Source organism: Micromonospora sp. MP36, from assembly GCF_008119785.1.
In the GTDB taxonomy this organism is placed as follows: Bacteria; Actinomycetota; Actinomycetes; order Mycobacteriales; family Micromonosporaceae; genus Micromonospora.
The window spans coordinates 148,284-170,553 of record NZ_VSFA01000005.1 but is presented as its reverse complement, the minus strand read 5'-3'; the positions used below and the strand labels follow the sequence as shown (position 1 = coordinate 170,553).

Here is a 22,270-nt window from a genome sequence, read left to right as displayed (position 1 = left end):
GTTGTGTTATTCGCCTCAGAAGGGATGCCCTCATGGCGTCGCCGGAGATCGAGGACGGTCCGGACGGCCCCCTGGCCGGACACCCGCAGGCGCTGCGGCCGCTGACCCGCGAGCTGATCGCCGCCGTGCTGGCCAACCGGGGGTACGCGGTGGCCGAGGACGCCGACGGCGACCTGGTGGGGCGCTGGGACGAGAGCCTCATCTGGTTCTACCGGCGCGGCGCCGCCGGGGAGGTGCTCCAGGTACGCACCGTCGCCGGCCACCGCTTCGGCATCGAGCACGTCCCCGACCTCTACGCGTTCTGCAACTCCTGGAACCACGACCGGCTCTGGCCCAAGGCGTTCGTGCACGTGGCCGACGACGGGCTGGCCCAGGTCTGCGGTGAGGTGACCACCGACCTGGAACGCGGGGTCACCCCGCACCAGCTCGACCAGCTCATCGACTGCGGCATCGCCACCGGCTGCCAACTCGCCGCCGAAGTCGGCCGCCTGCCCGGCGGGTCGCTGCGGTGACCACCTTCCGCGACCGGGGCCTGGCCGACGCCCTCGCCGACGCCCGGGACCTGCCCGACGGCGAGGCCCGCTGCGCCGAGCTGGACCGGATCGCCGCGCGGGCCGACGCGATCGGCGATCCGCGGACCGCGCTGGCGGCGCGGTTCGCGCTGATGGAGGCGTACCTGCAGCTCGGGGAGCGGTGGCGGTTGGTGGAGCCGGTGCGCCGCTGCCTCGCCGCGCTCGACCGGACGCCCGGGCTGCTGGCGGGCCGCCCCGGCGACGCCGAACGGCTGCACCGGCACCAGCGGCAGGCGGTGGAGGCGCTGTTCGCCACCCCCCGGATCGGCCTCGACCAGGCCCGGTCCCTGTTGGACGATCTCGCCGACCGGCTGGGCCCGGACGCCGAGCCGGTGGCCGAGCTGCGCTGCCGGCTCGCCGACCACCTCGGCGACGAGCCGACCGCCCGGCGGGAGTACGCCCGCTGGCACGACGACCGCGAGCCGGAGCGGGCGTACGACCATTCCGGCTCGACGAGTCCGACGCCGCGCCGCGACCCGGAATGGTCGGCGGCAGCCGACCCGGTCGCCGGTTGCCCCGGATGCGCCCCGGCTCGGCGAGCCGAACTGCTGGCCGGCTGGGGCGAGCCGGTGGCGGCCCTGGCGGCGCTGCGTCCGGTGCTCGACGGCGAGGTGGGCTGCACCGACCAGCCGGAACGGGCGCTGGCGGTGGCGCTGCTGCCGTGGCTGCACACCGGCGACGCGGCCCGCGCCGCCCGCGCGCACGTGCGGGCGTACCGCCGGCACCGCCGGGAGCGGGGCGCGTTCCCGCTGCTCGCCGCGCACCTGCGGTTCTGCGCGCTGGGCGGGCACCTCGCCCATGGGCTGGACATCCTCGCCGAGCAGCTGCCCCGGCTGGACCGGACCGCCGACGACCTGGCCGCGATGGAGTTCGCGGCGGCCGGCGCGCTGCTCTGCGGGCTGGCGGTCGAGGCCGGCCTCGGCGGGCGGCGGCTGCACCGCCCCGGGCACGGGCCACGGCCGGCCGCCGAGGTGGACCTGACCACGCTCGGCGGGCAGCTCCAGACGCTCGCCACCACGCTGGCCGGCAGCTTCGACGCCCGTAACGGCACCGGCCACCAGTCCGGGCGGATCGCCGCCTGGTTGGCCGAGCGCCCGCTCGCCGAGCCGGTGCCGCTGCCCACCGAGGACGACGCTGCCGAGTGGCCGGACGACGACCCGGCCGAACCCGGCCCACCGGGCGAGGAGGAGCCGGCCCCGCTGAGCCTGGCGCTGCTCACCGCCGCCCTCGACGTACGCGGGGACGGGTACGCGGTGGAGCCGGACGGCACGGTGGTGGGGCGTTGGGGCGAGGCGGTCATCGAGTTCCGCCGGCTCGGGCGGCGCGGGGAGATCCTGCACGCGCGGGTGGTGGCGACCCGGCGGCTGCCGGCCGCGCGGCGCGCCGAGGCGTACGCGTTCTGCAACGCGTGGAACCACGACCGGCTGCTGCCGGCGGCGTACGTGCACGACCCGGGCGACGGGACCGTGGCGCTGGCCGCCGACGTCACCACCGACCTGACGCACGGGGTGGCCCCGGCGCAGCTCGTGGTGCTGGTCGCCGCCGCCGTCAGCACCGGGGCCGCGTACGCCGAGGCGGTCGCCGCGCTGCCCTGACCGAAACGTGGCGCGGCGGCCTGGGCGGTGGCGGCCGCGACCCGGTCCCCGTAGTCGCCCGGCGTACCCGGAAACGGCAGCGCCGGTCCACCGCGGACGGTGGACCGGCGCCGGAAGCCGGTGGGGTCAGACCTCGACGACCGTCGGGACGATCATCGGCCGGCGCCGGTACGCGTCATTGACCCAGCGCCCGACGGTGCGCCGGACGATCTGCTGGAGCTGGTGCGGGTCGGTGATGCCGTCCGCGGCGGCCCGGTTCAGCGCCTCGGTGACCAGCGGGACCACCGGGCTGAACGCCTCCGGGTCCTCGGAGAAACCCTTCGCCGAGACGGTCGGCCCGCCGACCACCTTGCCGGTGACCGAGTCGACCACCACGGTGGCGGCGATGAAGCCGCCGTCGCCGAGGATCCGGCGCTCGGTGAGCAGCGACTCGCTGACGTCGCCGACGGCGAGGCCGTCGACGTAGACGTAGCGGCTCTTCACGTGGCCGACCAGGCTGGCCCGCCCGTCGACCAGGTCGACCACGTCGCCGTCCTCGCAGAGCACCACCCGGTCCGGCGCGACGCCGGACTCGATGCCGAGCCGGGCGTGCGCCCGCAGGTGCCGCCACTCGCCGTGCACCGGCATCAGGTTGCTGGGGCGGGTGACGTTGAGCAGGTAGAGCAGTTCGCCGGCCGGGGCGTGGCCGGAGACGTGCACCTTGGCCACGTCCTTGTGCACCACCACCGCGCCGGCCCGGGCCAGCCGGTTGATCACCCGGTAGACCGACGTCTCGTTGCCGGGCACCAGCGACGAGGCGAGCACCACGGTGTCGCCCGGGGCGATGGTGATGTGCCGGTGGTCGCCGCTGGCCATCCGGCCCAGCGCGCTCATCGGCTCGCCCTGCGAGCCGGTGGACATCAGCACGATCTGCTCCGGCGGCAGGGCGGTGGCCTCCTCCAGGCCGACCACCAGCCCCGGCGGGATGTTGAGCAGGCCGAGGTCACGGGCGATGCCCATGTTGCGGACCATCGAGCGGCCGATCAGGGCCACCTTGCGGCCGTGCTCGATCGCCGAGTCGAAGACCTGCTGCACCCGGTGCACGTGCGAGGCGAACGAGGCGACGATGATCCGGCCGCGCGCCTTCTGGAAGATCGAGTCCAGGACCGGGCCGATCTCCCGCTCGGGGGTGACGAAGCCGGGGATCTCCGCGTTGGTGGAGTCCGACAGCAGCAGGTCCACGCCCTCGGCGCCGAGCCGGGCGAAGCCGGCCAGGTCGGTGATCCGGCCGTCCAGCGGGAGCTGGTCCATCTTGAAGTCGCCGGTGTGCAGCACCAGGCCGGCCCCGGTCCGGATGGCCACCGCGAGCGCGTCCGGGATCGAGTGGTTGACCGCGAAGAACTCGCACTCGAACGGGCCGAGGCGCTCCCGCTGCCCCTCCCGCACGGTCAGCGTGTAGGGCTGGATCCGCCGCTCGGCCAGCTTCGCCTCGACCAGGGCCAGGGTGAACTGCGAGCCCACCAGCGGGATGTCCGCCTTGTGGGCGAGCAGGTACGGCACCGCGCCGATGTGGTCCTCGTGGCCGTGGGTGAGCACGATCGCCTGGATGTCGTCGAGCCGGTCCAGGATCGGGCCGAAGTCGGGCAGGATGAGATCCACGCCCGGCTGCTCGACGTCGGGGAAGAGCACCCCGCAGTCGACGATCAGCAGCTTGCCGTCGTACTCGAAGACCGTCATGTTCCGGCCGATGGCGCCGAGTCCGCCGAGCGGGATGATCCGCAGGCCGCCTTCCGGCAGTGGCGGGGGCAGTTCGCCCTCGATGTGCGCCTCGGTCACGCGTCCACCTCATTCTGCGACGCCGTCAGCCGGCGTCCGTCGTGTCGTTCGATCATTCGGGAAGGGGCAGGCCGGCCGCCGCGCAGTCGGCGCGCAGCTGGGCCAGTTCGGCCGCGGTGGCGTCCACCAGCGGCGGGCGTACCGGGCCGGCCGGCAGGCCCTTGGCCGCCAGTCCGGCCTTCACCAGGATCACGCCCTGGGTACGGAAGACGCCGGTGAACAGGGGCAGCAGCCGGCGGTGCAGCGCCAGGGCGGTGTTGACGTCTCCCGCCTCGTACGCCTCGATCATCTGCTTGGTCGGCACCCCGGTGAAGTGCGTCGAGGTGCCCACCACGCCGACCGCGCCGACCGCGAGGGCGGGCAGGGTCAGCGAGTCCTCGCCGCAGTAGAAGGCGAGATCGCTGCGACTGAGCACCTCCGAGGTGGCGCTGAGGTCGCCCTTGGCGTCCTTGACCGCGACGATCCGGCCGTGCTCGGCCAGCTTCAGCAGCGTGTCGGTGGCGATCGCGGTGCCGGCCCGGTGCGGGATGTCGTACAGCATGATCGGCAGCCCGGTGGCGTCGGCGACCGCGGTGAAGTGCCGCAGCAGGCCGCTCTGCGGCGGCTTGTTGTAGTACGGCGTGACCACCAGCAGGCCGTGCGCGCCGGCCTTCTCCGCCTGCACCGCCAGTTCGATGGTGTGCCGGGTGTCGTTGGTGCCGACCCCGGCGACGATCCGGGCCCGGTCGCCGACCGCCTCCACGACGGCGCGGATCAGGCTCTCCTTCTCCGCGTCGGTGGTGGTCGGCGACTCGCCCGTGGTGCCGTTGAGCACCAGCGCGTCGTTGCCCTGCTCGTCTACGAGGTGCTGGGCGAGCCGTACCGCGCCGTCCAGGTCGAGCGACCCGTCGGCGGTGAACGGCGTCACCATGGCCGTGAGCAGTCGCCCGAACGGGCGCGACGCGCCCCGGGCCGGGGCGGCAGGGTGGTCGTGCGTCATGTTCACAACCTAGCGGACGAGCACCGGAGCCCCGGTGGGGAAGGGCGCAGGAGTCACTCGGCGAGCGGGCTGGCCGCCACCTCGGTGCCGTCGGGCAGGGTGGTGATCACGAAATCGGCGAAGACGTTCGGCGCGACGCCCTGGAGCTGCCGCAGGCACTCCACGGCCAGCTCGCGGATCTCCACGTCGGCCTGCTCGGTCGCGCGCATCTTGATGAAGTGCCGCCAGGCCCGGTAGTTGCCGGTGACCACGATTCGGGTCTCGGTGGCGTTGGGCAGCACCGCGCGGGCCGCCTGCCGGGCCTGCTTGCGGCGCAGCGTCGGGTTGGGCTCGTCGGCGAAGCGCGCCTCCAGGCCCTCCAGCAGCTCGTTGTACGCCCGCACGCTCGCCTCGGCCGCCTCGACGAACTTCTTGTGCAGCTCCGGGTCCTCGGCGATCACCCTCGGCTCGACCATCGCGGCGTCCCGCTCCGGGACGTAGCGCTGGGAGAGCTGGGAGTAGGAGAAGTGCCGGTGCCGGATCAGCTCGTGGGTGAAGGACCGGGACACCCCGCTGAAGTAGAAGCTCACCGAGCCGTGCTCCAGCACGGACAGGTGCCCGACCTCGAGGATATGCGCCAGGTAGCCGGCGTTGGTGGCGGTGGCCGGGTTCGGCTTCTTCCAGCTCTGGTAGCAGGCCCGACCGGCGAATTCGGCGAGGGCCTGGCCCCCCTCGGCGTCGGTCGACCACGGCACGTCGTCGGGGGCCTGGAACTGGGTCCACGCGATGAGCTTGACCTGGGGCTGCACCATGTCCGGCATTCCTGCGACTGTAGTGGCCGGTGGGCCCGTGGGGAAACTTGGGCGCGCGGACGTGAACCGGCGCACGCCGGAGCGCGGATCAGACGTAGAGGGCGGTGAACGGTGCCCAGGGGAGGTTGCGCAGCACCGAGAAGGCCAGCCAGAAGGCCAGGAAGCCGCCGAGCACCTTCGGGCTGAGCCGCAGCTCCGGCAGCCGCCAGCCGAACGCCCGGTTTCCGGCCCAGGTGACGAAGAGGTAGGCCAGGAAGGGCAGCGAGAAGACGAAGAGGAAGTGGTGCCGGGCCGCGGCCGGCAGGTCGCCGTGCAGCACGTACCAGAGGGCCCGGGTGCCGCCGCAGCCCGGGCAGTCCAGCCCGGTGGTGAGCTTGAGCAGGCAGGTGGGCCGGGCGTCCGGATCGCTGTGGGTGGGGTCACTGAGCAGGGCGTACGCCATGCCGAGCCCGACGCAGCCGACCGCGGCGAGGGGCACCGCCCAGCGCGGGGCGCGGGCGTGCAGCCGGAGCACGAGGCGGGTGATCCGGTCCGGCTCGACGGGAGCGTACGCCGCTCCGGCGGGCCAGTGCGGCGACTCCGGAACGGGGACCGTCTGCGGGTCGGGCGGCGAGGCCGGCCGGTCAACGCTCGTCACGCGCTCACCGTACACCCGCCACGCCCACCAGCGCGGCGGCCAGCGGGGCCGCCAGGTCGCCGGCCGCCGGCGGGGCGACCGCGTCCAGGCCGAGCCAACCGGCGAGCCGGTACAGCTCGGCGGCGAGGGCCACCGCGGTCTCCCCCGGGTCCGCCCCCGGCTCGACCCACGCGGCCGGCACCAGCAGCACCCCCGCCCGGCGGTCGGCCTTGAGGTCGACCCGGGCGGTGAACCGCTCGCCCTGCAGGAAGGGCAGCACGTAGTAGCCGTGGACCCGCTGCGGGGCGGGCACGTAGATCTCGATCCGGTAGGAGAAGCCGAACAGCCGCTCGGTGCGGGCCCGCTCCCAGACCAGCGGGTCGAACGGGCTGACCAGGGTGTTGCCCCGGACCCAGCGGGGCAGCCGGGCCGAGCCGTGCAGGTAGGCGGTCTGCCGCCAGCCCGGCACCGTGACCGGGGTCAGCTCGCCCGCGTCGACCAGCTCGGCGATCGCCCGCCGCGCCCCGGCCACCGGCAGCCGGAAGTAGTCGCGCAGCTCCGGCTCGGCCGCCACGCCCAGCGACCGGGCGGCGATCGCCACCAGCGTGCGGTGGGCGTCGGCGTCGCTCAGGGTGGGCGCGTCGAGCGCCGCGGCCGGCAGCACCCGCTCGGGCAGGTCGTAGCGGCGGGCGAAGGAGCTGGTGCGCTCGGCGGCGGTCACCTCGCCGGACCAGAACAGGAACTCCAGCGCCCGCTTGACCGCCGACCAGTTCCAGCCCCAGTTGCCGGTCTCCCTGGGCGCGTCGTGCTCGATCTCGGCGGCGGTGAGCGGCCCCCGGGCGGCCACCTCGTCGCGCACCCAGGCGACCAGCTCGGGCTGCTCCTGGGCGATCCGGCGCATCCCGCCCCAGGCCTCGTCGCGGGCCTTGGCCATCCGCCAGCGCAGCGCCGGGTGCAGGCCGACCGGGATCAGCGACGCCTCGTGCCCCCAGTATTCGAACAGCTCCCGGGGGCGCCGGTAGGCGGCGGCGTCGAGCAGGGTGGTCGGGTAGGGCCCGAGCCGGCTGTAGAGCGGCAGGTAGTGGGCGCGTTGCAGGACGTTGACCGAGTCCATCTGGATCAGCCCGACCCGGTCCAACACCCGGCGCAGGTGCCGGCGGGTCGGCACCCCGGTGGGCGGCGGGTCGGCGAAGCCCTGGGCGGCGAGGGCCACGCGGCGGGCCTGGGCGAGCGAGAGCGATTCCGGTGCGGCCATCGTCCGCCGACCCTAGTCCACGCGTACGACAGCCTTCGTTCGGACAGCGCGCCGCCTAGCGGCGCGGAGGCCGAATTATGGCCGCCACGCGGCGGCGGGCGCTGGACCGACCGCCGGTCGAGGCATAGAACGGACCCATGCTGACCATCCGCCGGGAGGAGCCGGACGACGCGGCGGCGATCGCCGAGGTGCACGTGCGCGGCTGGCAGGCCGGGTACGCCGGGATCATGCCGGACGAGGTGCTGCGCCGGCTGAACCCGGCCGCCTGGGCGCAGCGCCGCCGGGACCTGGGCACGGCCGACCCGGCGCACCCGTTCACCACCCTGCTCGCCGAGGTCGACGGGGCGGTCGCCGGGTTCGCCACCTTCGGGCCGTACCGGAACAACCAGGACCGGGGCGACCTCGACCCGGCGTACGGGGAGATCCTGGCGATGTACGTCGAGCCCACCCATTGGGGCGCCGGGACCGGCCGGGCGCTGCTGGCGGCGGCCCGGGCCGGCCTGGCCGAGCGGGGCTGGACGGAGTATCGACTCTGGGTGCTCAGCGACAACGCCCGGGCCCGGCGCTTCTACGAGCGGGCCGGGCTGTCACCGGACGGCACCGAGTCCGTCTACCGGCTGCCGCTCTCCGGCGGGCAAGACCCCGCTCTGCTGCGGGAGGTGCGCTACACCGCCCGCCTCGACACCTGACCCGGACGGGCCACCCCGGTCGGCGGCCCCGCCGTCGGCCGACGCGGCCCAGTGCCGGATCGGCAGGCCGAGCAGCAGCGCCAGGCTGATCCAGACGTAGGTGTTGCTGCCGAGGAAGCCGGTCACGCCGCTGAAGTCGCGCTCGAACCGCCAGACGATCCGGCTGATCAGGAAGGCGTACCCGACGAGCGCGGCGGCCAGCAGGAGACGGCGCCGGCGGCTGCGCGCGGGCGCCGCCATGCCGTTGTCGACCAGCAGGATCAGCCCCGGCAGCAGCCAGACCAGGTGGTGCACCCAGGTCACCGGGCTGACCAGGCACATCACCGCGCCGGTCAGGGCCAGCCCGGTCGCCTCGTCACCGGCGGTCACCGCGGCGCGCGAGCGCCAGCCCCAGACCGCCAGCGTGGCGAGCACCAGCACCAGCCAGGCGAGGGTGCTCGGGTGCTCCGGGTTCAGCCGAGCCACCACCCCGCGCAGCGACTGGTTCGAGACGAAGGCGAGTTCGCCCACCCGGTCGGTGTTCCACAGCGCCTCGGTCCAGAATTCGCGGGAGGCGTCGGGGAAGAGCGCGCCGGCCAGCAGGGTGGCCCCGGCCGCCGCGCCCATCGCGGTGAACGCGGCCCGCCAGCGCCCGGTGACCAGCAGGTAGACGATGAAGATGCCGGGGGTCAGCTTGATCGCGGTGGCCAGGCCGACCCCCACCCCGGCCCACCGGCTGCCGGCCGGCAGCAGCCGCAGCAGGTCCACCGCCACCAGGAAGAGCAGCAGCATGTTGACCTGGCCGAAGTTGACCGTCTCGCGCATCGGCTCGAACGCGGCGGCCAGGCAGACCGCCACCGCCAGGGCGAACCAGCGGGTCCACCCGGCGCGGCGGGCGATCGGGTCGACCAGCCACCAGATGACCACGGTGCTGACCACCACGGTGGCGGCCACGCTCACCGTGATCGCCGCGTGCCACGACAGGTACGCCATCGGCAGCATCACCAGGGCGGCGAACGGCGGGTAGGTGAACCCGTACTGGGTCCTGGCGCGGAGGAAGTCGTAGATCTCCCCGCCGTCGTGCACCCAGTAGTTCAGCGCGCCCCGGTAGACGTTGAGGTCGAAGAAGCCGTGCCGCACGGCCGCCTCCGACAGGAAGGCGGCCACCGCGACGGCGAGCACCACCACGGCGACGACCTGCGCGATCGTCCGCCTGGCACCCTGCGCCACCGTCGCCTCCCTCGCCCTGCGTAGGCTCACGTGCCATGGCTCTCGGGTACGTCCGCCCCGCGCGTCCGGAAGACGCCGGCGAGATCGCACGCATCCAGCTCGCGACCTGGCGGGTCGCGTACCGCCGGATCCTGCCCCGGCACGTGCTCGACAACCTGGACGAGGCGTACCTCGCCCGGCGGTGGAGCGTGGCGGTGCAGGAGCCGCCCTCGGGCGCGCACCGCGTGCTCGTCGCCGTCGAACAGGCCGAGCAATCGTATCTGGTGGGGTTCGCCGCTTCCGGTCCGGCCGATGCCGAGGCGCTCGCCCCGGGCGAGCCGACCGACGCGCTCGGCGACGGCGTGGCGGCGGTGACCGACCTGCTGGTCGAGCCGCGCTGGGGCCGGCGCGGGCACGGCAGCCGGCTGCTCGCCGCCGCCGTCGACGGGTGGCGGTCCGACGGCTTCACCCGGGCGGTGGCCTGGGCGTTCGACGGGGACGCGGCGACCCGGAAGTTCCTCACCTCGACCGGTTGGGAGCCGGACGGCGCGGCCCGTGCGCTGGACGTGGACGACATGCTCGTCCCGCAGCTCCGGCTGCACGTCGGCGTGCCCACCGAGCCGTCCTGACCGGCCGCCGCCCGCGGCCGGCCCCGGGTCGGGACCGGCCGCGCGCCGGTCAGCCCTTGTCGGCGCCCTCGTTGGCGCCCCGCACGAAGTAGCGCTGGAAGATCACGAACAGCACCGCCACCGGGATCGTGGCCAGCAACGCCGCACCCAGCTTGAGCGGGTACTGCGTGCCCTTGCCGAGCGAGCCGCTGACCAGGTCGGCCAGCCCGCGGGGCAGGGTGAACAGGTGCGGGTCCTGGACCGAGACCAGGCTGTGCGGGAACTCGTTCCAGGAGCCCTGGAACGACAGGATGGTCAGCGTGATCAACGCGGGCCGCGCCATCGGCAGCACCACGGACCAGAAGGTGCGGAACACTCCGGCGCCGTCGATCCGGGCCGCCTCCTCCACGCTGACCGGGATCGACTCGAAGAACTGCTTCATGATGAACACCCCGGCCGCGTCCGCCAGCAGCGGCACCACCAGGCCCGCGTAGCTGTCGTAGAGGCCGAGCTGCTTGAGCACCAGGAACTTCGGGATCAGCAGCACCACGCCGGGCACCGCCATCACCGCGATGACCGCGGCGAAGAGCCCGGCCCGGCCCCGGAAGCGCAGCCGGGCCAGGGCGTACCCGGCGAGCGAGTCGAAGAAGACCCGGCCGAGCGTGACCAGCACGGTGACCAGCAGCGAGTTACCCAGCCAGAGTGGGAAGTTGGTGCCCGCGAAGATCCGCTCGAAGCCGGCCAGCGTCACCGGGTCGGGCACCGGCGAGAGCGGGTTCGCCGCCGCGTCCGGCTCGGTCTTGAACGAGTTGCCGAGCTGGATCACAAACGGGTAGAGGAAGACCAGCCCGAAGAAGATCAGGACCGCGTACCCCAGGATGCGGTTGACCCGGGCACGCGGCCCGCGGTCGGCGCGCGGCGCGACGGGCGCCGCCGGCCGGTCGGTCAGCACGGCCATGTCAGGACCCTTCCGGTACGCGTCGCCGCCACCACCGGCCGCGCCGGGATCCGTCCCGGTCGGCCATCACCCGGCGCTGGAGCAGGGTAAACAGGATGATGATCAGGAACAGCACGAACGAGATCGCCGCCCCCGAGCCGTAGTCGAAGTCCCGGAACGCGGTGCGGTACGACAGGTACGCCGGGGTGAGGGTGGTCTTGGCCGGGTCGCCCTGGCTCATCACGTACACCTGGTCGAAGACCTGCCAGCAGCCGATCAGGCCGAGGGTGACCACCAGGAAGGTGGTCGGCTTGATCAGTGGCAGGGTGACGTAGCGGAACCGCTGCCAGCGGGTCGCCCCGTCGAGCGTGCTGGCCTCGTCGAGCGCCACTGGCACGTTCTGCAACGCGGCCAGGTACAGCAGCATGAAGGTGCCCGAGGTGGTCCAGATCACCAAGCAGATGATCGACATCATCGCGACGCTCGGCCCGGAGAGCCAGTCCCACCAGGTCAGCCCCAACGGGCCGCCGGAAGTGAGCGCGGCGGGCGGGGAGTCCACCCCGACGACGCCGAGCAGCAGGTGCAGCACGCCGCGGGAGTCGGCGAACCACTCCGGCCCGTCGAGGCCGAGGAAGCCGAGCAGCTTGTTGACCGCGCCGGAGTTGGCGAACAGGAACAGGAACACCACGCTGATCGCCACCGAGCTGGTGACCGAGGGGAAGTAGAAGGCGCTGCGGAAGAAGCCCTTTCCCTTGAGCATCCGGTTGTTCACGATCAGTGCGAGGCCGAGGGCGAGCACGGTCTGCGCCGGCACCACAATCCCCACGTAGTACATGTTGTTGCGGATGCTGGTCATGAAGTCCCGGCGGTCGAGCCCGTCCTCGGTGAACAGCCGGGTGTAGTTCTTTCCGCCGACGAACGGCACGTCCGCGGTGAACGGGCTGCCCTGGCCGTTCCAGTCGGTGAGGCTCACCCAGAGCGCCATCAGGATCGGCAGCAGCAGGAACAGCCCGAGGATCACGATCACCGGCGCGACGAAGAGCCAGCCGGCGATGTTCTCGTTGCCGCGGATGCCCCTGCGGCGGCGGCGCGACGGGCCGGCCGGTGTGGTGGCCGGGGCGGTAAGCGCCTCCGTAGCCATCTCCCCTCCCTCCTTCGAGTGGGAGCCGACACGGAGGGGCCCGCGACGCGGGCCCCTCCGGTCACGCTCAGCCGCCGAGCGCCGCCTTGGCGTTCTTGTCGAAGTTCGCCAGGATGCTCTTCGGGTCACCGTTGGCCAGGCCCTGCAGGCCGGCCTCGAGGTCGCGCAGCACGCTGTCCATCTTCGGTGCGTTCACCGGGCCCTGGGCGTACGCGGCGCCGTCGATGAACGGCTTGTCCGCCGGGAAGGCGCTGGTGTACTGGTCGCGGACGGACTGCCGGGACGGCATCACGCCGAACGCGTTGGCGAAGGCGATCTGCTGGTCGCCGGCGGTCATCGCCTCGACGAACTTGATCGCCTGGTCCTTGAACTTCGACTTCGCGGCGATGCCCCAGCACTGGGTGAAGGAGAGGGTGCCCTGGCCCTTCGGGCCGGCCGGCAGCGGGACGACCTTGTACTTCACGTTCGGGAAGTCGTTCTTCAGGGCACCCTTGATCCAGTTGCCCTCGATGGTCATCACGGCCTTGCCCTTGCCGAACGCCTCACCGGACCAGCCGGCGTCGAGCTGCTTCGGGAACTTCGCGTAGCCGTTCGTGAGCAGGCCCTTGACGTACTCGAGGGCCTGGAGGTTCTCCGGGGTGTCGGCGGTCGGCTGCTTGCCGTCCTTGCTCATCAGCCAGCCGCCGTTCTGCACCATGAACGCGCCGATCCGGTCCCGGGTGTCGCCGAGGGCGAGCGCCACCATGCCCTTCGCCTTGATCTTCTGGCTGGCGGCGGTGAGCTGGTCCCAGGTGGTCGGCACGTCGGCGTCGGTCAGGCCGGCCTTGGCCCACAGGTCGGTGTTGATCTCGAGCGCCAGGGTGGAGAAGTCCTTCGGCGCGCAGTAGAGCTTGCCGTCATAGGTGAAGGTGTTCCGCAAGCTCTCGTAGAAGTCGTCCTTGTTGCTGACCTTGTCGCCGTACGGCTCCAGCGCGCCGACGCTGGCGTAGTCGGCGAACCGGGACGCGTCGACGTAGAAGACGTCCGGCGGGGTGCCGCCGGCGAGGGCCTGGCCGAGCTGCTGGGTCAGGTCCTGGGCCGGAGTCACCGTGGCGGTGTTGCCGGAGGAGGAGGCCCACTTCGCGGCGGCGTCCTGCACCGCCTTGGTCTCGGCGTCGCCGGAGGAGCCGATCATGATCTGCAGGTTGGCCGGACCGCTGGACTGCTTGGTGTCCTTCGCGGAGTCGTCGAACCCGCTGCCGCAGGCGGCGGTGCCGAACAGCGCGGCGGCCGTGAGGCCGGCCAGCGCCGCCCGGGTGAGGGTGCGAGGTGTCATCTCATTCTCCTGGTGGGGATGGGGGATCACGCGGTGTGCCGGAGCACGAGCGTGGGGCTGAGTAGCACGTGTGGGTCGGTGGGCTGACCGTCGAGCAGGCCGGTGAGCAGCTCGAAGCAGCGGGCGGCGGCAGCCGCGAGCGGCTGGCTGACGCTGGTCAGCCCGACCACGGCGGCCACCGGGGTGTCGTCGAAGCCGACGACGGCGACGGAGGCGGCCACCGCGCGTACCGCCTGGAGGGCGCCGAGGGCGAGCGAGTCGCTGACGCAGACCACCGCGGTGGGCGGTTCGTCGGCGGCGAGCAGCGCCCGCATCTCCCGCTCGCCGTGGGCGATGCCGTCCTCGGTCTCGCGCTGGGGTGCGGCGGCGCCGTCCAGGCCGGCGGCGGCCATGACGGTACGCCAGCCGGAACGCCGGTCGTCGCCGACGCCGGAACCCGCCGGCCAGCCGATGAAGCCGATCCGGCGGTGGCCGGTGTCGAGCAGCCGCTGGGTGGCCTGCGCGGTGCCGGCCGCGCCGTCGACGTCGACCCAGGGATGGGCCTCGGCGGCGTCCCAGGGTCGGCCGAAGGTCACGAACGGCACGTTCCGCTCGGCCAGCCAGGCGGTCCGCGGGTCACCGTGGTCGGTGCCGGTGAGCACGAAACCGTCCAGGTCGTACGCGCCGAGCAGGTCGTCGTAGGTGTCGATCTCGTGTCCGTCGTCGCGGGCGGTGTAGAGCAGAACCCGATAGCCGGCGGCGTCGGCGGTCTCGGTGAGGCCGTGCAGGAACCGGTCGAGCACCGAGCCGTTGATCCCGTCCCGGGTGGGCTCGATCCGGACCGCGACGAGCCGGGAGCGACCGGTCCGCATCTGCCGGGCGGCCTGGTTGGCCCGGTAGCCCAGCGCGGCGATCGCCTCCTCCACCCGGCGCCGGGTCTCGTCCCGGACGATGTGCGGCGCGTTGAGGACGTTGGAGACCGTCTGCCGGCTCACCTGGGCATGCCGGGCCACCGTCGAGATGGTCACCTTTTCAGCCATTGAGTCCCTCTCGCCGCCTTGAACGTTCCAACGTGGATACGGCAGGATTAGATCGTTCAAAGTTTCTGGAATGTTTCGCACTCTGCACCGGGCCGGAGTCAGTTGTCAAGACACGCTCCGGCCACCCGATCAGCACCAGGAGTTCCCCGTGTCCGAACGCCACCTGCAACCCCTGCTGCACGAGCTGGTCGGGGCGGTCCACGCCCCCACCAGCGCGCTGGGCGACGCGGCGGGTCAGATCCGGCCGAGCGGCGTCCAGGGCGTGTTCCACGCCGACGCCCGCGTACTCTCCCGCGCCGAGCTGCGCGTTGACGACCGGGAACCGGAGGCGGTGGCCCACGGGGCGGCCGGACCCCACGGGGTCCGCTTCGTCACCCTGGCCCGCTGGCTCGGCGACCCCGGCCCCGACCCGACCGTCCGGATCGACCGCATCCGGGAGGCCGGCCCGCACGGCGTCAGCGAGGAGATCCGGGTCACCTCCACCGCCGCGGCCCCCGTCCGCGCCACGGTCAGCGTCGACCTGGGCTGCGACCTCGCCCCGATCGAGCTGGTCAAGTCCGGCGGGAACGGGGCGCCGCTGGAGGCGAAGTCCGGCGAGCCCGGCCGGGTCCAGTGGGCCGCCGAGGGCGTCACCGTCACGGTCACCGGCGAGGCGGCGACCGTCGACGCCACCGGCGACCGGGCCCTCGCGCCCCGGCTGAGCTGGCCGGTCGACCTCGCCCCCGGCGACGCCGTGACGCTGCGCTGGCGGCTCACCGTCACCGACCCGAAGGCCGTGGTGGTCGCCCCGCCGGCCGGCCCCGAGTGGTCCGTCCCGCAGGTACGTGCCGACGACCGCCGCCTGGTCCGGCTGCTCGACCGCTCCCTGGCCGACCTGCGCGGGCTGCGGCTGGCCGACCCGGCCCACCCCGGGGACGTGTTCCTCGGCGCCGGCGTGCCCTGGTTCCTCACCCTCTTCGGCCGGGACAGCCTCTGGGCCGCCCGGATGATGCTGCCGCTCGGCACCGAACTGGCCGCCGGGACGCTGCGCGTCCTCGCGCGCCGGCAGGGCACCAGGGTCGACCCGGCCACCGGCGAGGCGCCCGGCAAGATCCTGCACGAGTTGCGCCGGCACGAGTTCAGCCTGCCCGCCCACGAGCTGCGGCTGCCGCCGGCCTACTACGGCACGGTCGACGCCACCATGCTCTGGGTCGGCCTGCTGCACGACGCCTGGCGCTGGGGTCTCGCCGCCGACCAGGTCGAGCCGCTGCTCCCGCATTTGGAGGCGGCGCTCGGCTGGCTCGGCGAGCACGCCGACGCCGACGGCGACGGCTTCGTCGAGTACGTCGACACCAGCGGCAGCGGCCTGGCCAACCAGGGCTGGAAGGACTCGGGCGACTCGATCCGGTTCCGCGACGGCCGGCAGGCGCAGTCGCCCATCGTGCTGTCCGAGGTGCAGGGGTACGCGTACCAGGCGGCGGTGCACGGCGCCGACCTGCTCGACGCCTTCGGCCGCCCGGGCGGCGACCGCTGGCGGGAGTACGCCGACCGGCTGGCCCGGCGGTTCCGCGATGCGTTCTGGGTGGACGGCCGGTACGGCCCGCAGCCCGCGCTGGCGCTGGACCGGGACAAGCGCCCGGTCGACTCGCTGACCAGCAACATCGGTCACCTGCTCGGCACCGGGCTGCTCTCGGACGCCGAGTCGGCGCAGGTGGCGGCGCTGCTGTCCACCGAGGCGCTGGCCGGCGGATTCGGGCTGCGCACCATGTCCACCGACGACGCCGGGTTCAGCCCGCTGTCCTACCACTGCGGGTCGATCTGGACGCACGACACCGCCATCGTGGTCGGCGGGCTGGCCCGGGCCGGCTTCGCCGACGCCGCGCTCCGGCTCGCCGACGGGCTGCTTGCCGCCGCCGAGGCGTTCGACTACCGCCTCCCCGAGCTGCACGCCGGCGACGACCGGGCGGTGCTCGGCCGACCGGTCCCGTACCCGGCCGCGTGCCGGCCGCAGGCCTGGTCGGCGGCGGCCGCCGTGCTGCTGCTCCAGGCCGGCGTGGGCATCTACCCCGACGTGCCGGCCGGTCGGGTGCGGCTGAGCCCGCTGGCCGGCCCGGAGCTGGGCGCGCTCGCGGTCGACGGCCTCCGCGTCGCCGGCGCCCCGGTCACCGTCCAGGTCGACCAGGCCGGCCACCCCACCGTCACCGGCCTCCCCACGACCCTAACGGTGACCACCACCCCTCACATCCCCACCCAGCGCCCCACCACGGACACCCCCGCCCCGCGCTGACGCGGTGTCGCCCCGCCCGCCCGCGGCGGTTGATCATGAAGTTGTTGTCCCGACACGCCGGTGCCGGCCGCAACAACTTCATGATCACCGCAGGCGGGTGGGTGGGGTGGGGTGGGGTGGGTCAGGCGGGGGTTAGTTCGGCGATCAGTTCGTCGTCCTCCATGGCGCCCGTCGGGTGGAAGCCGAGGGATTGGTAGAGGGTGGCGGCCTGGGTGTTGTCCGGGTGGTAGCTGAGGCGGATCGGGTGGCCCTGCGTGGCTAGCCAGTCGGCGAGGGTGCGCACGGCGGCCCGGCCGACACCCCGGCCCTGCTCGGCGGCGTCGATCACCATGCCGCCGATCCACCGGGAGCCGTCGTCGTCCACGCCCCACATGACGTGCCCGACCACCGTCTCGTCCGCGTACACGGCCAGCGAGGTCCAGACGTCCGAGCGCATGGTCAGCACCAGGTAGCGGGCGGCCAGGGCGGGCACCCAGGCGCGCTGGTCGTCGCGAGGCGCCACGTCCGCCACCGCCCGCCAGTTGTCGTCGTCGACGGGACGCAGGGTCACCTGCCGGCCGGCGCGGTCGCGGAGCGCAGAATCGATCATGTACGCGACCCTAGGCGCGGCCTGGCTGCGTGACGACCGGATTCTGGCGGGACGGGGGCGCTCAGTCGAGCAGGGCGTCCAGGCCGACCGTGAGGCCCGGCCGGTTGCGCACCTCCCGCACGGCGAGCAGCACGCCGGGCATGAACGAGGCCCGGTCGTACGAGTCGTGGCGGATGGTCAGCGTCTCGCCGGTGGTGCCGAAGAGCACCTCCTGGTGGGCGACCAGACCGGTGGCGCGGACGGCGTGCACGCGTACCCCGTCGATCTCGGCGCCGCGCGCGCCCGGCACCTCGTCCCGGGTGGCGTCCGGCACGGGACCGAGGCCGGCCTCGGCGCGGGCCTGGGCGATCAGCCGCGCCGTGTGCGTGGCGGTGCCGCTGGGGGCGTCCAGCTTGCGCGGGTGGTGCTGCTCGATGATCTCGACCGACTCGAAGTGCCGGGCGGCGCGGGCGGCGAACTGCATCATCAGCACCGCCCCGATGCCGAAGTTCGGGGCGATCACCACGCCCACGCCCGGCTTGCGCGCCAGCCAGCCGCGCACCCGCTCCAGGCGCTGCTCGGTGAAGCCCGTGGTGCCGACCACCACGTTGATGCCCTGGTCGATGCACCAGTGCAGGTTGTCCATGACGACGTCCGGGGTGGTGAAGTCGACGACCACCTCGGCGCCGGCGTCGGAGGCGGCGAACAGCCCGTCGCCCTGGTCGACCATCGCCACCAGGTCCATGTCGGGGGCCCCGTCGACCGCCTTGCAGACCTCCATGCCCATCCGGCCACGGGCACCCAGCACGCCGACCCGGACCGGCCCGGCCAGGTTCTTCTCCTGCTCGTCAGTCACGGGGCACAACCTATCCCAATCAGGACGCGGTCACCCCACGGGACCGGTCAGCGGGACGCGGTCACCCCGACGGGAGCGCTCAGCGGGACGCCGCGAAGGCGGACTCGTCGAACGGGCCGACCACCGCCAGGGACATCGGGCGGCTGAGCAGGTCGGCGGCCAGGCCGTTCACGTCGTCCAGGGTCACCGCGTCGACCCGGGCGAGCAGCTCGTCCACCGGCATCAGGTCGCCGTAGAGCAGCTCACCCTTGGCCAGCCGGCTCATCCGGGACCCGGTGTCCTCCAGCCCGAGGACGAAGGAGCCCTTGCTCATCCCCTTGCCCCGGGCCAGCTCGGCCTCGGTGATCCCCTCGGCGGCCACCTTGGCCAGCTCGGCGCGGGTCAGCTGCAGCACCTCGTCCAACTTGCCCGGGGCGCAGCCGGCGTAGACGGCGAACAGGCCGCTGTCGGCGTACTGGCTGGCGTACGAGTAGACCGAGTAGGCCAGGCCGCGCTGCTCGCGGATCTCCTGGAACAGCCGGCTGGACATGCCGCCGCCGAGGACGTTGTTGAGCACCCCGAGAGCGAAGCGCCGCTCGTCCATGCGGTCGATGCCCGGGCAGCCGAGGATCAGGTGCGCCTGCTCGGTCTCCTTCGGCTCGACCAGGGTGGTGGCCGGCTTCGTGCGTACCGCCGGGGCGGTCGGCCGGTGCGGCGCCGGTGCCGCCGGGTCGGTGTCCAGCGGGGTGCCGCGCAGGGCCTGGCGGACCAGCTTGACCACGGCGGCGTGGTCGAGGTTGCCGGCGGCGGCGATGACGATCTGCGGCGCGGTGTACGTGCGGCGGTAGAAGTTCTGGATCTGCCGGCGGGTCATCGGGGTGACCGTCTCCTCGGTGCCGGAGATCAGTCGGCCGAGGGGGTGGTCGCCGTAGACGGCGCGGGCGAACAGGTCGTGCACCTCGTCGCCGGGCTCGTCGTCGTGCATGGCGATCTCTTCGAGGATGACGCCGCGCTCGGTCTCCACATCGGCCGGGTTCAGCACCGAGTCGGCGACCAGGTCGCACATGACGTCGATGGCCAGGGGCAGGTCCTCGTCCAGCACGCGGGCGTAGTAGCAGGTGTATTCCTTGGTGGTGAAGGCGTTCGTCTCGCCGCCCACCGCCTCGATCTGCGAGGAGATCTCCAGCGCGCCGCGCTTGTGCGTGCCCTTGAAGAGCAGGTGCTCCAGGAAGTGCGCGGCGCCGGCCTGCGGCCCGGTCTCGTCCCGGGAGCCGATGGCGACCCAGATGCCGAACGAGACGCTGCGCATCGCCGGGATCGCCTCGGTGAGCACGCGCAACCCGCTGGGCAGCACGGTACGGCGCACGGTGCCGCCGAGCGGGTCGTCGCTGAGCGTGCGGGTGACCGCCCGGGTCGGCCCGCCGGCGGACCGGGTGGCCCCGGTCACGTGCCGGACGGCACCGGACGGCGCCACCCCCCGTCGATCCGCAGGAAAAGACGAACGCCGGGTCCGGCTCACGAAAACCTGCTTCCAGTTCGACGAGGGGTGGGTGGTGCGGGTGACGGCTCCAGGCCGCGGCACGGCGTCAGACGCGCCGGGCTGAAGTCGCCGGGTGACGGCTCCAGGGCGCGGCGCGTCATCGGACGCGCCGGGCTGGAGTCGCCGCCGGCCGGGTGACGCGGTCGACGTCACCCGGCCGATCGAGGATCAGCTGTGCCGGGTCCGGCGACGCGGGCGGGACTCGCCGCCGCCCTCGCCGCCCTCGCCACGGTCCGGGCCCCGGCCGCCGCGCTCGCGGTCGCCGCGGTCGCGCGGACCCCGGTCGCCCCGGTCCCGGCCGGCGGGACGCTCGCCACCGGCGGCCTCCTCGGCGGCCGGCGCCTCGGCGCCCTCCGGGCGGACCTTGTCCAGGTAGATCTTGCCGCGCTGGTCGATGTCGGCGATCTCCACCTCGACCTTGTCGCCGACGTTGAGGTAGTCCTCAACCTTCTCGACCCGCTTGCCGTCACCCACCTTGGAGATGTGCAGCAGGCCGTCGCGGCCGGGCAGCAGCGAGATGAAGGCGCCGAACGGGGCGGTCTTCACCACGGTGCCGAGGAACCGGTCGCCGACCTTCGGCAGGGTCGGGTTGGCGATCGCGTTGATCCGCTCGACCGCGGCCTGGGCCGACGGGCCGTTGGTCGCGCCGACGTAGATGGTGCCGTCGTCCTCGATGGAGATCTCGGCGCCGGTCTCGTCCTGGATGGCGTTGATGGTCTGGCCCTTCGGGCCGATCACCATGCCGATCTTGTCGACCGGGATCTTCACGGTGGTGACCCGCGGGGCGTAGTCCGACATCTCGGCCGGGGCCTCGATGGCCCGCTGCATCACGTCGAGGATGGTCTGCCGGGCCTCGTGCGCCTGCTGAAGCGCGGCGGCCAGCACGTCCGACGGGATGCCGTCGAGCTTGGTGTCGAGCTGGAGAGCGGTGACGAACTCCCGGGTGCCGGCGACCTTGAAGTCCATGTCGCCGAACGCGTCCTCAGCGCCGAGGATGTCGGTCAGCGTCACGTACTGGGTCTTGCCCTCGACCTCGTCGGAGATGAGGCCCATGGCGATGCCGGCGACCGGGGCCTTCAGCGGCACACCGGCCGACAGCAGGCCCAGCGTCGAGGCGCAGACCGAACCCATCGAGGTGGAGCCGTTGGAGCCGAGCGCCTCGGAGACCTGCCGGATGGCGTACGGGAACTCCTCGCGCGACGGCAGCACCGGGATCAGCGCCCGCTCGGCCAGCGCGCCGTGGCCGATCTCGCGCCGCTTCGGCGAGCCGACCCGGCCGGTCTCACCGGTGGAGTACGGCGGGAAGTTGTAGTTGTGCATGTAGCGCTTGGACTTCTCCGGGGAGAGGGTGTCCAGCGACTGCTCCATCCGCAGCATGTTCAGCGTGGTGACGCCCAAGATCTGGGTCTCGCCGCGCTCGAACAGCGCCGAGCCGTGCACCCGCGGCAGCACGCCGACCTCGGCGGTCAGCGGGCGGATGTCGCGCGTGCCCCGGCCGTCGATGCGGACCTGCTCGCGCAGCACCCGGCTGCGGACCTCGGCCTTGGTCAGCGACCGGAAGGCGGCGGAGAGCTCCTTCTCGCGGCCCTCGAAGCGCGGGCCGAGCTCCTCGGCGACCCGGGCCTTGACCCGGTCCAGGGCCTCCTCGCGGTCGTGCTTGCCGGCGATCTTCAGGGCCTCGGCGACGTCGGCGCGGGCCAGCTCGGCCACCGCGTCGTACGCGTCGTCGGAGTAGTCGAGGAAGACCGGGAACTCGGCGACCGGCTTGGCGGCCACGTCAGCCAGCTCGCTCTGCGCCCGGCACAGCTCGCGGATGGCCGGCTTGGCGGCCTCCAGGCCGCTGGCGACGACCTCCTCGGTCGGGGCGGTGGCCCCGCCGGCGACCAGCTTCACGGTGTGCTCGGTGGCCTCCGCCTCGACCATCATGATCGCGACGTCGCCGTCCGGCAGGACCCGGCCGGCCACCACCATGTCGAAGGTGGCCCGCTCCAGCTCCTCGTAGGTCGGGAAGGCGACCCACTGGCCGTCGATGTGGCCCATCCGGGTGGCCCCGATCGGGCCGGAGAACGGCAGGCCGGAGAGCTTGGTGGACATCGAGGCGGCGTTGATCGCCACGACGTCGTACGGGTGCTGCGGGTCGAGCGCCAGCACGGTCTCGACGACCTGGACCTCGTTGCGCAGGCCCTTGACGAAGGACGGGCGCAGCGGCCGGTCGATCAGCCGGCAGGTGAGGATGGCGTCCTCGCTGGGCCGGCCCTCGCGGCGGAAGAACGAGCCGGGGATGCGGCCCGCGGCGTACATCCGCTCCTCGACGTCCACCGTCAGCGGGAAGAAGTCGAACTGCTCCCGCGGCTGCTTGCTGGCCGTGGTGGCGGAGAGCACGACGGTCTCGCCGAGCTGGGCGATGACGGAGCCGGCGGCCTGGCGGGCCAGCCGACCGGTGGAGAAGGTGACCTCACGGGTGCCGAAGGACCCGTTGTCGATCGTGGCGGTGCGGGATTCGGTGCCGAGTCGATTCTCGGTCATGGTGCGGCAATGCTC

19 protein-coding genes are annotated in these 22,270 nt (G+C 73.3%); 5 read left to right on the top strand and 14 right to left on the bottom strand.

The features are described from left to right. The first annotated feature begins 32 nt into the window (after nucleotides 1-32). Both FXF52_RS08385 and FXF52_RS08380 read left to right on the top strand, forming a co-directional pair. A complete protein-coding gene (locus tag FXF52_RS08385; RefSeq protein ID WP_148795092.1) occupies nucleotides 33-512 on the top strand; it encodes a YbjN domain-containing protein in 480 nt (159 codons plus the stop codon). After that, a complete protein-coding gene (locus FXF52_RS08380; RefSeq protein WP_148795090.1) occupies nucleotides 509-2,167 on the top strand; it encodes a YbjN domain-containing protein in 1,659 nt (552 codons plus the stop codon). The genes FXF52_RS08385 and FXF52_RS08380 overlap by 4 nt, the downstream gene beginning before the upstream one ends. 126 nt (nucleotides 2,168-2,293) lie before the next feature. Here FXF52_RS08380 and FXF52_RS08375 read toward each other — a convergent pair whose 3' ends face one another. The 5 genes from FXF52_RS08375 to FXF52_RS08355 all read right to left on the bottom strand — a co-directional run bounded on the left by FXF52_RS08375 (nucleotide 2,294) and on the right by FXF52_RS08355 (nucleotide 7,623). Continuing rightward, nucleotides 2,294-3,982, bottom strand: coding sequence for a ribonuclease J (locus tag FXF52_RS08375; RefSeq protein ID WP_148795088.1), 1,689 nt, complete (start codon nucleotides 3,980-3,982; stop codon nucleotides 2,294-2,296). A 52-nt stretch (nucleotides 3,983-4,034) separates the two neighbouring features. Beyond that, entirely contained in the window at nucleotides 4,035-4,961 is a 927-nt protein-coding gene (gene dapA / locus FXF52_RS08370; protein ID WP_148795086.1) for a 4-hydroxy-tetrahydrodipicolinate synthase, read from the bottom strand. A 53-nt stretch (nucleotides 4,962-5,014) separates the two neighbouring features. After that, nucleotides 5,015-5,752: an FAD-dependent thymidylate synthase gene (gene thyX, locus FXF52_RS08365; RefSeq protein ID WP_148795165.1), complete on the bottom strand. Its 738-nt coding sequence runs from the start codon at nucleotides 5,750-5,752 to the stop codon at nucleotides 5,015-5,017. Nucleotides 5,753-5,840: 88 nt separating this feature from the next. After that, the gene (locus tag FXF52_RS08360; protein ID WP_148795084.1) at nucleotides 5,841-6,404 is read right to left on the bottom strand and encodes a DUF2752 domain-containing protein; all 564 of its coding nucleotides are present in this window, start codon (nucleotides 6,402-6,404) and stop codon (nucleotides 5,841-5,843) included. Further along, the gene (locus FXF52_RS08355; RefSeq protein WP_148795082.1) at nucleotides 6,394-7,623 is read right to left on the bottom strand and encodes a winged helix-turn-helix domain-containing protein; all 1,230 of its coding nucleotides are present in this window, start codon (nucleotides 7,621-7,623) and stop codon (nucleotides 6,394-6,396) included. Before FXF52_RS08355 ends, FXF52_RS08360 begins: the two co-directional genes overlap by 11 nt. A 137-nt stretch (nucleotides 7,624-7,760) precedes the next feature. On the opposite strand from FXF52_RS08355, the gene FXF52_RS08350 reads away from it, so the two are divergent. Next, nucleotides 7,761-8,312 (top strand): GNAT family N-acetyltransferase, encoded by a 552-nt coding sequence (locus tag FXF52_RS08350; RefSeq protein ID WP_148795080.1) that lies wholly within the window; start codon nucleotides 7,761-7,763, stop codon nucleotides 8,310-8,312. Here FXF52_RS08350 and FXF52_RS08345 read toward each other — a convergent pair. Then, entirely contained in the window at nucleotides 8,211-9,521 is a 1,311-nt protein-coding gene (locus FXF52_RS08345) for a glycosyltransferase family 87 protein (RefSeq protein WP_148795079.1), read from the bottom strand. The genes FXF52_RS08350 and FXF52_RS08345 overlap by 102 nt on opposite strands. Nucleotides 9,522-9,556: 35 nt before the next feature. Here FXF52_RS08345 and FXF52_RS08340 point away from each other — a divergent pair, with 35 nt between their 5' ends. Next, nucleotides 9,557-10,129: a GNAT family N-acetyltransferase gene (locus FXF52_RS08340; RefSeq protein ID WP_148795077.1), complete on the top strand. Its 573-nt coding sequence runs from the start codon at nucleotides 9,557-9,559 to the stop codon at nucleotides 10,127-10,129. A gap of 49 nt (nucleotides 10,130-10,178) precedes the next feature. Here FXF52_RS08340 and FXF52_RS08335 read toward each other — a convergent pair whose 3' ends face one another. From FXF52_RS08335 to FXF52_RS08320, 4 genes are all read right to left on the bottom strand, one after another. Continuing rightward, entirely contained in the window at nucleotides 10,179-11,066 is an 888-nt protein-coding gene (locus tag FXF52_RS08335; RefSeq protein ID WP_148795075.1) for a carbohydrate ABC transporter permease, read from the bottom strand. A 1-nt stretch (nucleotide 11,067) separates the two neighbouring features. Beyond that, entirely contained in the window at nucleotides 11,068-12,186 is a 1,119-nt protein-coding gene (locus FXF52_RS08330) for a carbohydrate ABC transporter permease (RefSeq protein WP_148795073.1), read from the bottom strand. 67 nt (nucleotides 12,187-12,253) lie between these two features. Then, nucleotides 12,254-13,501: an extracellular solute-binding protein gene (locus FXF52_RS08325; RefSeq protein WP_148795072.1), complete on the bottom strand. Its 1,248-nt coding sequence runs from the start codon at nucleotides 13,499-13,501 to the stop codon at nucleotides 12,254-12,256. A gap of 26 nt (nucleotides 13,502-13,527) precedes the next feature. Further along, nucleotides 13,528-14,520, bottom strand: coding sequence for a LacI family DNA-binding transcriptional regulator (locus FXF52_RS08320; RefSeq protein ID WP_148795070.1), 993 nt, complete (start codon nucleotides 14,518-14,520; stop codon nucleotides 13,528-13,530). A 148-nt stretch (nucleotides 14,521-14,668) separates the two neighbouring features. Between FXF52_RS08320 and FXF52_RS08315 the strand changes: the two genes are divergently transcribed. Further along, nucleotides 14,669-16,786 carry a glycogen debranching N-terminal domain-containing protein gene (locus FXF52_RS08315; RefSeq protein ID WP_148795067.1) on the top strand — a complete coding sequence of 706 codons (2,118 nt, stop codon included), beginning with the start codon at nucleotides 14,669-14,671 and terminating at the stop codon, nucleotides 16,784-16,786. A 121-nt stretch (nucleotides 16,787-16,907) separates the two neighbouring features. Here the strand turns inward: FXF52_RS08315 and FXF52_RS08310 are convergent, their stop codons facing one another. From FXF52_RS08310 to FXF52_RS08295, 4 genes are all read right to left on the bottom strand, one after another. After that, nucleotides 16,908-17,375 carry a GNAT family N-acetyltransferase gene (locus FXF52_RS08310; protein ID WP_148795065.1) on the bottom strand — a complete coding sequence of 156 codons (468 nt, stop codon included), beginning with the start codon at nucleotides 17,373-17,375 and terminating at the stop codon, nucleotides 16,908-16,910. Nucleotides 17,376-17,436: 61 nt separating this feature from the next. Further along, nucleotides 17,437-18,210, bottom strand: a complete 774-nt coding sequence (gene dapB / locus FXF52_RS08305; RefSeq protein ID WP_148795063.1) for a 4-hydroxy-tetrahydrodipicolinate reductase — start codon at nucleotides 18,208-18,210, stop codon at nucleotides 17,437-17,439. A 79-nt stretch (nucleotides 18,211-18,289) separates the two neighbouring features. After that, the gene (locus tag FXF52_RS08300; protein WP_187413383.1) at nucleotides 18,290-19,663 is read right to left on the bottom strand and encodes a pitrilysin family protein; all 1,374 of its coding nucleotides are present in this window, start codon (nucleotides 19,661-19,663) and stop codon (nucleotides 18,290-18,292) included. A 234-nt stretch (nucleotides 19,664-19,897) separates the two neighbouring features. Then, nucleotides 19,898-22,255, bottom strand: coding sequence for a polyribonucleotide nucleotidyltransferase (locus tag FXF52_RS08295; RefSeq protein ID WP_148795059.1), 2,358 nt, complete (start codon nucleotides 22,253-22,255; stop codon nucleotides 19,898-19,900). Nucleotides 22,256-22,270: the final 15 nt, after the last annotated feature.

Coding starts and splice junctions, on each gene's coding strand:
- FXF52_RS08320 (WP_148795070.1), bottom strand. CDS start 14,520: ATGGCTGAAAAGGTGACCATCTCGACGGTGGCCCGGCATGCCCAGGTG.
- thyX (WP_148795165.1), bottom strand. CDS start 5,752: ATGGTGCAGCCCCAGGTCAAGCTCATCGCGTGGACCCAGTTCCAGGCC.
- FXF52_RS08385 (WP_148795092.1), top strand. CDS start 33: ATGGCGTCGCCGGAGATCGAGGACGGTCCGGACGGCCCCCTGGCCGGA.
- FXF52_RS08350 (WP_148795080.1), top strand. CDS start 7,761: ATGCTGACCATCCGCCGGGAGGAGCCGGACGACGCGGCGGCGATCGCC.
- dapA (WP_148795086.1), bottom strand. CDS start 4,961: ATGACGCACGACCACCCTGCCGCCCCGGCCCGGGGCGCGTCGCGCCCG.
- FXF52_RS08335 (WP_148795075.1), bottom strand. CDS start 11,066: ATGGCCGTGCTGACCGACCGGCCGGCGGCGCCCGTCGCGCCGCGCGCC.
- FXF52_RS08330 (WP_148795073.1), bottom strand. CDS start 12,186: ATGGCTACGGAGGCGCTTACCGCCCCGGCCACCACACCGGCCGGCCCG.
- FXF52_RS08340 (WP_148795077.1), top strand. CDS start 9,557: ATGGCTCTCGGGTACGTCCGCCCCGCGCGTCCGGAAGACGCCGGCGAG.
- FXF52_RS08355 (WP_148795082.1), bottom strand. CDS start 7,623: ATGGCCGCACCGGAATCGCTCTCGCTCGCCCAGGCCCGCCGCGTGGCC.
- FXF52_RS08310 (WP_148795065.1), bottom strand. CDS start 17,375: ATGATCGATTCTGCGCTCCGCGACCGCGCCGGCCGGCAGGTGACCCTG.
- FXF52_RS08295 (WP_148795059.1), bottom strand. CDS start 22,255: ATGACCGAGAATCGACTCGGCACCGAATCCCGCACCGCCACGATCGAC.
- FXF52_RS08325 (WP_148795072.1), bottom strand. CDS start 13,501: ATGACACCTCGCACCCTCACCCGGGCGGCGCTGGCCGGCCTCACGGCC.